The sequence below is a fragment of the Phocaeicola sp. genome, from assembly GCF_048170425.1.
Lineage (GTDB): Bacteria > Bacteroidota > Bacteroidia > Bacteroidales > Bacteroidaceae > Phocaeicola.
On sequence record NZ_DBEXBB010000224.1, the window covers coordinates 1 to 12,975 of the forward strand.

The window sequence follows — 12,975 nt, forward strand, 5'->3', positions numbered from 1 at the left end:
ACTCCTCTTTTAAGATTTCAAAACTTCCAGCAACCGCCTCCGGCACTTTTTCACCGTTATAGAGTACATCAAACGTAGAAACATAATACCCTCCCCTATCAGGTCTGTGCACTCCTCCCATGGCCAGTCCTTCCCATGAAAAATCAGAATCAATGCCATATCTGACATCCACTCTAAATGAAGACGGGTCAACATATTCCAATATCACTCCATATTGATACACATGGTTTCTATCTTTCGCATAACCATATCCTAAATCACGAAAAGTTGCATAATCCGCTTCACGTACTATTTTCCCTTCATAAGAAATGATTTTCCTAGCTCTGTTATAAGAATAAGAAGTGTAAGACTGGGCAAACACCACACATGAAGAAAGGCACATTACAGCCACCGCAATCTGAGTCAAATTATACTTCATAACTTTTATTTTATGTTTAATACTACTATTCATGATAGTCACCAACAAGTGCCCAAAAATCACTCTTACTCATTTCTATCTCAATCTTTTCGGTAGTTAACTTACTATTTTGCATCCCCCAAAGGGACGCACAACCCACCTGCATGATACAACAAATCAGTAGAACGAATAGTTTAAGTCTCATATTATACAAATCTATCTGTAATCCTTTATGGTAAAATTCAGCACCTAATTTATATGTTTATTCTGGACTAAAAAGGATACGTGCTCACTTTTTATCTTTCTTAAAAATAGGTTTTATATATTTCTTGAAAATTTTCCCCACTTCAATGGGAGTGGAGTTATTCAGCATATCATACGTCCTGCCCGTTGATGGCTTGAGAGAATGTCCATAATCCGTTTGAAGGTTTTTGCTGACGTCCGGTCCCTCGTTCATAATAAGTTCAGGCGGACGGCCTGCCATTGTCACATCATACACCGGATCTTCTCCCCGTTTTGTCCAGATGGAATAAGGACACATACGGATATATCCCTTCGGTTTCTTTGCCATAAGACTATCTGTCAGACTTCGGGGAATTCCTTCATCAAAAGGATTCTTGTACTCCATCCATTTCTTTTCCAACGGGGCTTCCAAAAGCTTGTTATAATTCTCCATATCCACTGGAAGGAAATCAAACTGAATGAGTTTTACCGTTTCTTCATTCAGCTTAATTTCCTTTTCTTCCTTTTGCTGGCCCATCACAGGTATCACCACCAGCAAAAGGGAATTCAACACCATATATCGTTGGAGAGTGTTCATTCAGCCGTCTTTACTGATTGTCCATATTCAATCGTGACATTTCCGTCTCAGCTGCACTCTGATTATTCATCTTCTTTTCGGCGCGGAAACGATAAGTAATCGTGAAACCGACTTTTCGGGTTTCCTCCTTTCCGACACTGTGCATGATAATATCGTTCAGACGAGCAGAAGCACGCGTATTGTTCTTATTGAAAATGTCGTAAGCATCCAGTGAAAGTTGAAGCTTGTCTTTCAGGAACGATTTTTTCAAACTCAGGTTGAAGGAGGTGTAACTCTTCCCTCGTACAACTGATAATATCCTCTGGAACCATAATTAAAATCAGCAGACAACAGGAATCCGGATGGAAGTGTGAAACTGTTGTTGAAGTTCAGCATCACCAGCGGACGTCCGGCTTTTAAGATACTCTCGTTCGGCCCTGGATAATTGAAGAATGTTTTCAAACAGGTAAGCGTAAGTGAGGGCAGCCACCACTTCACCGGATATTGCACGTTCACCATACCTGTTAGATTATGCATTCTGTTAAAATTATCCATGTAGCTGACCGTAACCGCTGAATTTCCCGGCATACTGTAGAAAGCTGTTATCAGCGGATTATGGGTGTGGGTATAATTCAGGTTAAAGAACAGAAACTTATAAAACAGCATATAGTTCAAGTCATGGGTTATTGCCTGTTTCAGATATAGATTTCCTTTCCGATAAGTAAACCGGTCTGTGTACACCGCATTGTCGTTCATGACACCAAAAGGCGGACGCTCCGTATGAACGGAATATGTAAGTGACTGTTGCAGGCTCTCGGTATTGTAGCTCAACGAAACAGAGGGCAGGAAGTTGTGATAAGTCTGGTTCTGATTCTTGTTGCTACTGTTTTCCTTCAAATCGCTCCGGATATGCTCGTAACGCAAGCCAGCTCCCAGCGACAGTTTGTTCCATGTGTAATCATACGACAGGTAGAGCGAGTTCTTCATTTCCGTATTACTTGTACTACCATTATTCAGCGCACGGACATATTCTATATAGTCCGTCCCGGTTGTGTGGCTGAAATCATAACCGAAGCTGAAAGTTCCGGCTTTCCCGGTTTCATACGATAAGCTTAATTTGGCTGCAAACAAATCCCAGTCCGCCATACGGTAATAGTCCATAGACGTTTCCACACCGCCGCTTTCCCATTCACGGATATTGCCACGGCTTCGGTCGGTCTTATGAAGATAATCACCGAATGCGTTCATCTTCCAGCCATTCCTCCAGTCGTTTGTATAATACAGATTCAAATGGTTGCTGACGGACTTGTCGGACACATCGCTGAGATTCCTGATAAAGGTTGAAGCTCCTTTGTCCGGTATCATGGAAAGCGTATCCTTAGAGAACGTATTACCTTCACTGTATTTACCTTCATATTTCAGACCGATTTCCGACTCCGGAGAAAAATGATAAGAAACCCCTCCCGTATAGGCATGGCTTTCGTTGAAGATTTGTTTCCGGTTCAAATCGGTCAGATTCCAGATTGTGTCACTTTGAGTCTGCTGGTAAACGTCAAGATTTGAATCCTTCTTTCCACGGTCATAATTATAAGAGAGAAAGAAGTCCCAGTTCTTGTAATTGTAACTTCCGTTCATCTTGTAATTCTGACTAAGATAATTCCCCTGCAGCAGATTACCGCTGACATTAAAGGCAAGTCCTTCGCCCAAGCGTTTGGTCTTGATTTCAATCACCGCACGCTGCTCTGAATGATAACGTACCCCCGTATTCGTCACCAGTCTGACAGACTGAATCTGATCGATAGCCAGATTGTCCAGTTCGGTACGGTCTGTCACTTCACGGCCATTGATATAATAGGTAGGGAGACCTCTACCAATCACTTCAATGTCTTCACCACGTTTCTGAATGCCGGGTATTTTGCAAAGCAAATCATCCAATGCAGTCTGCTTGGCAAGAATCGTATTAGGCACATCAGCCGTAATACCTTCCCTATCCAATTTGAAAGGTTTTCGGTAGGCAGTAACCTCCACTCCTTCAAGCTCGGTCTGTGCCAGCTCCATTTTAACTACCGGCAGTGTGAGATTCGCATTGACTTGTATACTCCGATACAATGTTTCATAACCTAGATAAGAATAACGGATGATATAGTTACCCCCAGCAAGCGATGTGCCATATACCCCGCAAGAGTCGGATACCGCTCCGGTGACGAGTGTACTGTCTGACCGATTCAAAAAAGCGACATTCACCATTGGCATCACCGTATTTTCCGAATCGATGATTGTTCCTTTAATCAAATGCTGACTGTAAACAGGCAGTATGATTAAGCTGCCTATAACATATAAAAATAGCTTTTTCATAGAGTTAAGTCAATGCTAAATATTCCATCATGTTTGTGTTTTATCTTCCGAAACGTGAAGAATCTACTTCTTTCTTCTCCTTACTGATGCTGCCACCAAAACGGTAGACAAATTTCACTGAAACTGTACGGCTATACTGCCCCATATTCAAGTCGATGTGCTGTCCTGCATAGCGGTTTCTCACCTTCATACGCATGGTATCGAACAAGTCAGCACAGTTCAGACTCAGACTGGCCTTATCCTTCAGGAAGTTCCACTGCGCTCCTACATTGACCGTAAAGACCGGTTTAGTATCGCTGATACCGGAAATCATGCTTGAACGGTACATCGCATCCAGATCAAATCCGAGGTTAGAACCTACCGAGAAATGACTCTGCATGGCAAGCATACAGGCCCATTTCTTGCGGTCGAAAGGAATATCCCAGAAATTATCGCAACGGTTACGGTCATTGACCAACGTCGCATTCACCTGAGAAGACAACCACTCACCGATATTGAACGGAACGTTAGCACTCATACCGAAGGACTGGTAATAGTTCCTGTTCTGCGTACGATACACAAGTGCCAGACGGTCTTTTGCCTGATACATATCCATCGTGAAATAATCATTGGTACGCTCATAGAACAACGACAACATGTACTTCTGCAGGAAGAGATAATTGGCATTTACACTATACACATTGGCAGGCCGCAGTCCCTCAATAGTCTGGAGCTCTTCATAAGCGTTCATATAAGTGGTACTGGTCTGCATATCCCAATAGGTAGGGTAATCTTTTTCCGACGAAACGCCCAGCATGAACGTATGCTTTTCCGACGGCGAATAGCTCAGACTGGCCTGCGGATAGACCGCCCATTTGTGATAGTTTCCGATGGAATAATACTCACCGGTTGCCGAGAGAGAAAGAGACAGACCGTTTTCAAACTCTTTGTCGAAACCTCCATAAAAGTTGGTAATCTGCTCATAAAGACGTGAGGAAGAATTGCCCACATCATCCTTTCCTTCAGTCTGATTGAAGAACTGAGCGTTCTTATTGTCCGTATAATCATAACGGACACCGTATTTCAAAGTCCAGTCATTGGCGAGAGCGTGGCTCTGGTCGGCATATACAGAGAACTTGCGTATCTTCTGGTCCGAAGTATAATCAAGCAACTGGCGTGTATTGTCTGTCAGTTTACTTTCCAGACGATTCTTGTCATTCATGGTATAGTCCGTATAATCCACCCCAAAATCAAGTCCGAATCCGGAAGAATAGCGGACAAAGACATTGTGCAGACGGCTGTCCTGCAACTTGTCATTGTGGCTGTTCTGGAAGTTTCCATTTACATCAATCGTACCCTTACCATTGTCGGAAAGGGCACCGTTGTAACCCACGCTCAACTCGTTATCCTCATTTATCTGATAACCATATTCTGCATAGATGTTATGCTTCCATCCTTTTGTATTGATTTTCTGTGTCTGCGTGATGTCATATGCCTTTCCGTCATACGTATGTTGGGATGCCAAGTCCATCACCGTCATTATATGCGAATAACCCGGATTGTAAGAGACATTCAGCGATGACTTGCCTTTCGTCAGCAGGAAGTTTACATTGCCGCTATAACTGCTGAAATACTGGTTGCTGTAGCTGGCAGACAGCTCACTCTGGATGGTATTCTCGTCTGCCTTTGCCGTTACGATATTAATGGCAGCCCCGCGCACATGATATTCGGGAGGCGTATTATACATCACTTCGGCGGTCTGTACCTGCGAAGCGGAAGTATTCTTCAGCATCTCAATCAGCTGTTCCTGTGTCAGTGTACTTGCTTTTCCGTTCAGAATAACCGTTACGTCCTTTGCTCCCACCAGCGAGAGTTTACCGTTCCTGTCCTGCACACCCGGCAGCTTACAGATAGCCTCGTAGGCATTGTTTACAATATGCTTTTCTGAAATAGCCGAAATGTCATAATTCAGTTTTCCCTGTTCCACGGTTACAAACGGGCGTTCTCCCTCAATTACCACTTCCTCCAGATTGTAGTCCTTCGATTCCAAAGTAATGACACCGGCATCACGTGCCTGGCCCTTCACCTGCTTGGTCTGATAAAGCAAATGCTGGATAATAAGCTGATAATCCTCCGGCTCCGGTTCAAGCGTAAATGTACCGTCGGCTGCAGATATGGTTGCACCTAAATAGGTTGAATCCGGTAGCTGCATGACGATAGTAGCACCTTCTACTGGATGCTGATTGGTATCTACTATCTTTCCTGTTGTCTGACTGAATACAGATGATGCAAAACCTGCATATATGAAGAGACCTGCTATAATTTTTTTACATTCCATTTATAGGCATTTAAGACGTCTATCTTATCAGTTCCTCTAATCTTTGTTTCAACAACATATTATGAAGCTGGTTTGCCACAATCTCGCCATTGCTATTAATCAGAATACCATGCGGTATGCCGGAGAAAGGAAAATTCTCTTTTACCTTTTCTCCTTCAGTCGTGTCAATCAAAGAAGTAAACTTGATTTGATATTTCTTTATGGCCGCCTGAAAATCATCCAGATTCTTGTCTATCGAAATCAAAAGTATATCCAATCCTTTCTCCTTATACTGGCTGTAAGTTTTTTCCAGTTCGGGAATTTCCGCAATACAGGGAGCACAGGCAGAAGACCATAAATCAACATACAAGTATCCGTTTTGAGGAATAAACGAAGAAAGCTTTCTTCTTACTCCATTGGTATCCGGGAACTCCATATCTTTTATCTTTTTGCCAATCCTGGTATCCAACTCTTTCTGTTTTCTGTCCATATCCAGGCGAAGTTCATAATACCATTGCACTTTCTTGTCAGCTTTCACGTCTTCCGGCAGAGTGGGATAGGTTTCCAGGAAATGAGGGTCATACACAGAACCTATTTCATTGATAAATGTGGTCTTACCCACAATATTGTGTATATTATCAAGCTGAAACTTCACTTTATACTCTGTGTAGACCTGAGCCAAAGAATCATACACCGAAGTATCCGGATTATCTTTTCCTTCTATGCTCCTGCGATATTCCATCTCTCCTAATTTTTCTATTCTGCGTGTTTCTGTAAGATAAGTATTGTATAAATCGTTCATAGGTGTTCCTGTTACATGATATACCGAATCAAATGCTATCTTTACCGTTCCTTCTTCGGCAAAGAACATTCCTTTTAACGGATTCAACGTGTCATTTACTGAGAGATAATATGCCACTTCAAAATTAGGTTCAATGCTGAAATTAAATTTTCCATGGAGCAAAGTATCACTAGCGACATTAATCACCGAATCATTCTGAAGATAATACAATTCTATTGGCGTCCCATCAGGGCAGTTGTTACATACGCCTTCAATATTTACCATCTTGTGATTCACACAACTTGCCATGATGATGGTAGCTATGACGCCCCCATATAGATTGACAGACTTCATTATTAAAATAGTATTTTTAAGAATAGCCCTCAAAAGTAGATATTATACCCGAAACTCCACCCCACCCTTCTCATAAATTATCCTTTCAGCAATCTATAATTGTTTAATTAAGAATAAAAAGACACTTATCGTTCAATCGCACTTCTCACTGCTTCATAAAACAGGCCTCCCACATCTATGCCTAGTTTAAACTTACGAAACTTATAGGATGGAACGACCATCGGTGCACTCCTCCATCCTTGTAGCACATCATAATACCTTTGTACACCAACGTCCACTCCAAAACGGTTTGTAAAATCGTAACCAACGGTGGCTCCATAATACGTACGGTTGAGATTATACCTGTTATCCGGACTATAAGCACCAAACACCGTAAGATGAAAATCATCTGTCGGATGAAGCGTCATGCCTCCTGACACACCAAACGACTGACCGACACTATAGGGAAAAGTATATTTTGCCGCATTCACTCCTGCATATATATCCAAGAAATCATTGATTTCCCTTTGGTATATAAACATCATCTGGTTCATCCGACCGATGCCTGGAATGGTAGTTTGCATTCCCCTGCCATAAAAATAGGGAGAAAACTGCCCGAATGCATTATAGTCACCCATAAACATGGGAGACGGATTCACATAATAGGTTGGAACATAAAAAGGCCTTTCCTGCCTAAAATCAAAATCTACGGGTGAATCAGATTGTATTTCTTGATTTACTTCATGGTCTTTTATCTTCACTCTATCCGTGGATGGGTTAATCGACAAGAATTTCCCACCCACATCTTTTTTCAACCCTGCACCAAGCTTTATCGTATCTTTTTTGATACTTTCTTGTCCAAAAATCTGCATACAGGATAGTCCCAAAACCATAAGAAAAACCACTACTGATTTCATAACTTAAAGATTAAAAAGCAATCACCTCAAAGTTAGTTTATTTTTCATTCTGACTAAAAATAATACGTTAATGAAGCTACAAAAGTCCGGAACTTGGTATCGGGATTATGCTGATAAGTTTTGGTCATACCCCAGTCGTATCCTATGGCAATCTGTACATGGCGGGCTATCTCTACCCCGGCACGAAAACCTACTCCCCAGTCAAAGCGCGGCATCACTCCCTCCTTAAACATGTTATGTGAGGCTACTGTGACAATATCCTGTTTGCCCGGAAGACTGGCTATTTGCTTCATTTGACCAAACAAACCGACATTCAAATAAGGTCCGGCATCCAGGAACAAACTGACATTTTTCCCGACTTTCAGCTTATAGCCTAAGTGGATGGGAATATGAAGATAGTAAGGTGTACTTTCATACTCGTAGGTTCTCTCATTCATTACATAATAAGGGACACTTTTCCAGCCGTATGAAGAAAGCATAAGCCCCATATCTGCATACAGCCCTTTTGCAGCCTCACGAAAGGCATATTCCCCTTTCAGTCCGGCATGAAAACCCGATCTGGAAATACTTTCTTTCGTGGAATTATAGTTATATCCTCCTGAAAGTCCATATCTGAACTCCTGTGCTTGTACACCTACACACAATAATACCGCCATTACCAGCGTAAATAAAAATTTTTTCTTCATAAGTCTATCTTTTTAGTTTGTAAATAATACTTCTTATTCTTTCGGATTGCTTATCCAGTCGCTTTCATACACATTACATCCTCCTAAAAGGCCGATACCGTTTTCCACATTGGTATAGTGACTACGGATGGGAGCAAGACCGTATTTTCCCAAATCATTATTATTTATACGATTGAGCGACTTCAGGTAAGTGTACATTTCTTTCGACAACCTGTACAAATAGATTTTAAACTCGATGGTTTCTTTCTGTTCTTCATCCTCATACCCGGCATCATAATAGGTATCTACCTTCAACGTATAACTTTTCCCGTTTATCTTACTGTCATCCCAGATATACAGATTCCGGTAATATTCTTTCGATATATCGAAAATGTCATCAAATCCTGTCTTTTCCGAAAACAAAGGCTCGTTGTCCAAGTTAAGGTCTACAGAAGTATATTTTATAGTATCCGAATCTGAGTTTTCAGGTTGAAAAAACGCTATGCTGGTCTTTTTTATGATTCTCATTCCATAATAGTCCTCTGCTCCGGCCGAGTCTGTAAAAGAAATACGGAACTGTATTTTCCTACCGTATTCCCCATCCGTCAGTACCACTTCCGATTTATCCAGCGGAAACGCCTGCGGTATCACCGTTTGCGACTTGGCAACCGGCAGGTCGGGATAAGACACTTCCATATTAATCCGGTCGTCTTCTTCCAGTTTTCCCACTACATAATACGACCGGGCTGGGAGCAAATCAGTGGAGATTTCCGTGTAGTGAATCTCTTTCTCTTCTCCATTCAACTTAAATACAAGGAAGGGCTTGCTGTCTGTGTTTGTTCCCTGGTTGTGAATCACCCTGCTTCGTGCCACCTGTATCAGCGTCGTATCGCCTAATGTAGAAGGCATACAGAAAAGAACGATTTTGCTCTCGGCATCCACCTCAGTCAGACTAAACTCATGCGTACAAGATGGTAGCACAGAAATTAATAAGGCTATAAATAAAAGTCGGTATGTCATACGGATTTAAAATTTAAGTGTATAACTGAAAGACGGTATGATAGGAAACACTCCGTGAGCTTTTCCCACAAACGTACCGTCCGGATTTTGCCGGACAGTGGCATAGAATGGATTCTTCCTGCAATAGGCATTATACAGGCTGATATTCCAGATACGTTCAAACCCTCTTTTCGTGGTTTTGCGGAAATTAATCCCCAAATCAAGTCTGTGATAGGCCGGAAGGGAAACATTGTTGGGCATCTCATAAATCATCATCCCTTCATTTACCTTCTCTACTCCCGGAATAACGGGAGCATCTACCAGCTGTGTCGGAATGGTCATGCGGTTCCCGCTATGATAATTCCATGAGGCGTATACGTCTATCCTTTCATTAAACTTATGACTGATATTGACAGAAAACCGGTGCCGGTTGTCAAACTTATCCGGGTACCATGAAGAATGGAAGTCAGGGAAAAACCTCTTGCTCCACGAAAGTGTATAGGACGCATCGACCGAAGTCTTTCCGTTACTGTAACGGAAGTCAGTTTCCATCCCGTAGGCTTTTCCTTTTCCAGTACGTACCTCGTCTTCCCACTGGTCTGCCATCGGATTAAGCATACCACTATTGCCATCATATTCTATCAGGTTGTCCATGGTTTTATAAAATCCTTCTACGCTCCATCGGATGTCATACGGCAATCGGGCATATATCCCCGCTGCGTATTGTCGTGCTTTCATGGGAGTGATGCGGGCTGTGGAAGGCACCCAATAGTCAGTCGGCAAATTCAAGTAAGTGGCCGAAAGCTGATGCATGAACTGGTTCATTTCGGTGTACGAAACTTTCAGGCTGGCTTTGTCACACAACCTGAAATTGATTGCCGCACGTGGTTCTATCGAATGATATTTCGTGCCCGATATACCAAACAGCGTATAATGTAACCCTCCATTCAGTTTCACACTTTTACATAACGTCATCTCGTCCTCTGCATACAGCGTAAACTCATTGCTCTTGTACCGGCTATCCACTTTCTCGGTCAACTCATCTTGCGATGTAGTGTCATACTTCGAATAATAATTCTGGGGTACGAAAAGATGGCGCATATAGTTGGAACCGAAACGGATGTGATTCCAGGAGTTTGGGCGATAATCAAACTCCATCCGGTAACCGAAGTCATTGATGGTGGAATGATTGTTCTGCTCTTTTACGATGGTGCCCTTCGTTCCTTCGATATACCCCAAACGTTCTTCACTCAGGTTATCGAATTTGGAACGATTATGAGTATAAACTCCTGTAATATTGACGAACATGTTGTGCGAGAAAATGTATTTCCAATTGGCAGATGCAGTGAAATTACCCCATTGCAGATTGAACTTGTCTATATTGGTAGGTTCTGGGTCAAACAGATATTCTTTATGCCTGAACTTAAAAAGGTCATTCCCTGAATAAAGGCTGATATCTGCACGACTATTTTCGGAGAATATGTGAGTTACTTTCGCATTGATGTCATGAAAAGCATATCTCACATTTTGCTTGTTCCGGCGACTGGCATTCATGATGGCAATGGCCGGTGCGGTAAGCAAGTCCATCCACGTACGGCGCATGGCGACATTGAACGAGGTACGGTTCTTCACTATCGGTCCTTCAAACTGTATCCTACCCTCTAAAAGTCCAAGCGTAAAACTGCCATGATATTCCTTCATGTTTCCGTCATTCGTACGCACATCGACTACCGAAGAGAGCCGTCCGCCATAGCGGGCAGGAAAACCGCTTTTATAGAAATCTATATTCTTGATAATATCTGTGTTGAATGAAGAAAACAACCCTCCGGCATGGTTTACCTGATACAGCGGAGTACCGTCAAGAAGAAACAGGTTTTCATCGTTATTGCCGCCATGCACGTACAAACCAGATATAAGTTCCGTTCCGCCGGCCACTCCCGACAAGCCTTGAAGTTTCTTTACCACATCGGGCGAACTCATAAAGTTATTCCCATTTACGAAATCCTTCGCTGTGAGCGAAACCTTCCCTGTCTGGGTGGTATGAAGAGGCGAGTTCAAATCAGCCGTCACCACTACCTCATTGATTCGATAATCAGATTTCAAGTGGATGTTTTTTGATTTGTTTCCGTTTAACGTAACATCTTCCAGATGCTCTCCGCTACCAATGTGCGAAAACCGGATTTTATGTGTTCCTTCACTCAGCGTAAGGCTATAAAACCCATGCTCGTTAGTCAGCGTACCCACATTCGAAGTCATGTCCCATACGGTTGCATTTATCACTGTTTCTCCATTATCCTGATAGACGTATCCGCTTAACGTATAAGTCAACAGCTTTTTAAGGATAACATGACTGCCATCTATTTCCCACTTGATACCCGTATGATGAAAAAGGGTTTCAAGGGCACTTTCCAGACTGACCATACCGGGTTTCTTGCCAGTATACGGAATGTCAAGCCTGATGGACGCGTCATACACAAAGCTGACAGGGTACACCTGCTTCACTTGCTCCATCATGTCTTCCACAGTAACCCGACGTTGCGCGTGCAAGAATAAAGTATCCATCAGGAAAGCCAGAAAAAATAAAGATATGATTCTTTTCATCGCTCTTTCTTTGTTATTTTTATATCCAATGTTTTTTCAATCAATGCGATGATTTTATCCAAGTTGTCTGTCTTGAATTCACCGGTAATTGTTCTGTAATGTTCCGACGAATACAGCTGTATTCCATAATAAAGGGAAAGCTCTTTCAGCACCTCATCAATGGGCGTATTCCTGTAAATGAATTTCCCCGTAGCCCAAGCCGAAGGATTTGGAGAAACAGCATGAACGGCCACAGGCATTTCATCGCCATGTGTCAGCATGCTACACATATCTTTCGTAAGGATAATTCCATTTTTACCATATCTTCCTTTAAAGACGACTTTACCGGATTTTACATACACGCGAGTAGCCGTATCTTTTTTGCACTCATCCATTTCAAATTCAGTTCCAAGTACTTTCACCTGAGCATATTCAGTGGCGGCAATAAAAGGAGATTGCGCATTTTTTCGGACACTAAAATAGACTTTTCCCGACATGTGTACCGTCCGGGTATCTTTTCCATATTTATCGGCATCATATTCCAATACGGCACCTTTGGAAAGGACAGCCAGTGTGCTGTCTGGCAGGAAATACCTTGTCACTCCTGCATCTGCCGTAATTAACACGTCATGACTCTCCTTCCGGCTTAACAAGGTATAGCTTACCACGCAGACAAGGATGGCCGCAGCTACTCCCGAAAAGTAAACCCAAAATCCATTTATTTTATTTTGATGCGCTATCCCTGTTATTTTCTTCAGTGCCTTTCTTGTATCCAGTTTCCCATCTTCGTAATACCGAAGGACAAACTGTAATTTTCTTTCTTCTTTATCTTTCATGATTGAATGTATTTTTA

The 12,975-nt window shown here is 42.3% G+C and carries 11 protein-coding genes; all 11 read right to left on the bottom strand.

The window, feature by feature from the left end; all coding sequences use genetic code 11:
• Window positions 1-418: DKNYY domain-containing protein (locus tag ACMJ0U_RS08905; protein WP_417129616.1), on the bottom strand; the 418-nt coding region annotated here is incomplete at its 3' end.
• Window positions 419-686: 268 nt separating this feature from the next.
• Entirely contained in the window at window positions 687-1,217 is a 531-nt protein-coding gene (locus tag ACMJ0U_RS08910; protein WP_417129617.1) for a DUF4858 domain-containing protein, read from the bottom strand.
• A gap of 10 nt (window positions 1,218-1,227) precedes the next feature.
• A complete protein-coding gene (locus tag ACMJ0U_RS08915; RefSeq protein ID WP_417129618.1) occupies window positions 1,228-1,467 on the bottom strand; it encodes an outer membrane beta-barrel protein in 240 nt (79 codons plus the stop codon).
• Between the two features lie 2 nt (window positions 1,468-1,469).
• The gene (locus tag ACMJ0U_RS08920; RefSeq protein ID WP_417129619.1) at window positions 1,470-3,551 is read right to left on the bottom strand and encodes an outer membrane beta-barrel protein; all 2,082 of its coding nucleotides are present in this window, start codon (window positions 3,549-3,551) and stop codon (window positions 1,470-1,472) included.
• Between the two features lie 40 nt (window positions 3,552-3,591).
• Window positions 3,592-5,868, bottom strand: coding sequence for a TonB-dependent receptor domain-containing protein (locus ACMJ0U_RS08925; protein WP_417129620.1), 2,277 nt, complete (start codon window positions 5,866-5,868; stop codon window positions 3,592-3,594).
• Window positions 5,869-5,887: 19 nt separating this feature from the next.
• A complete protein-coding gene (locus tag ACMJ0U_RS08930; protein ID WP_417129621.1) occupies window positions 5,888-6,982 on the bottom strand; it encodes a redoxin domain-containing protein in 1,095 nt (364 codons plus the stop codon).
• A 125-nt stretch (window positions 6,983-7,107) separates the two neighbouring features.
• The gene (locus tag ACMJ0U_RS08935) at window positions 7,108-7,878 is read right to left on the bottom strand and encodes a hypothetical protein (protein WP_417129622.1); all 771 of its coding nucleotides are present in this window, start codon (window positions 7,876-7,878) and stop codon (window positions 7,108-7,110) included.
• A 53-nt stretch (window positions 7,879-7,931) separates the two neighbouring features.
• Complete coding sequence (locus tag ACMJ0U_RS08940) at window positions 7,932-8,564, bottom strand: porin family protein (RefSeq protein WP_417129623.1); 633 nt, start codon at window positions 8,562-8,564, stop codon at window positions 7,932-7,934.
• Between the two features lie 33 nt (window positions 8,565-8,597).
• The gene (locus ACMJ0U_RS08945) at window positions 8,598-9,563 is read right to left on the bottom strand and encodes a DUF4249 domain-containing protein (RefSeq protein WP_417129624.1); all 966 of its coding nucleotides are present in this window, start codon (window positions 9,561-9,563) and stop codon (window positions 8,598-8,600) included.
• Window positions 9,564-9,569: 6 nt separating this feature from the next.
• Window positions 9,570-12,143, bottom strand: coding sequence for a carboxypeptidase-like regulatory domain-containing protein (locus ACMJ0U_RS08950; protein ID WP_417129625.1), 2,574 nt, complete (start codon window positions 12,141-12,143; stop codon window positions 9,570-9,572).
• Window positions 12,140-12,975 (bottom strand): FecR family protein (locus ACMJ0U_RS08955; protein WP_417129626.1); only part of this gene is annotated, 836 nt, incomplete at its 5' end. The genes ACMJ0U_RS08950 and ACMJ0U_RS08955, both read right to left, overlap by 4 nt.

Bases quoted from the DNA above. Each gene is read 5' to 3' on its own strand.
- ACMJ0U_RS08945 (WP_417129624.1), bottom strand. From the start codon at position 9,563: ATGACATACCGACTTTTATTTATAGCCTTATTAATTTCTGTGCTACCA.
- ACMJ0U_RS08935 (WP_417129622.1), bottom strand. From the start codon at position 7,878: ATGAAATCAGTAGTGGTTTTTCTTATGGTTTTGGGACTATCCTGTATG.
- ACMJ0U_RS08950 (WP_417129625.1), bottom strand. From the start codon at position 12,143: ATGAAAAGAATCATATCTTTATTTTTTCTGGCTTTCCTGATGGATACT.
- ACMJ0U_RS08925 (WP_417129620.1), bottom strand. From the start codon at position 5,868: ATGGAATGTAAAAAAATTATAGCAGGTCTCTTCATATATGCAGGTTTT.
- ACMJ0U_RS08930 (WP_417129621.1), bottom strand. From the start codon at position 6,982: ATGAAGTCTGTCAATCTATATGGGGGCGTCATAGCTACCATCATCATG.
- ACMJ0U_RS08920 (WP_417129619.1), bottom strand. From the start codon at position 3,551: ATGAAAAAGCTATTTTTATATGTTATAGGCAGCTTAATCATACTGCCT.
- ACMJ0U_RS08940 (WP_417129623.1), bottom strand. From the start codon at position 8,564: ATGAAGAAAAAATTTTTATTTACGCTGGTAATGGCGGTATTATTGTGT.
- ACMJ0U_RS08910 (WP_417129617.1), bottom strand. From the start codon at position 1,217: ATGAACACTCTCCAACGATATATGGTGTTGAATTCCCTTTTGCTGGTG.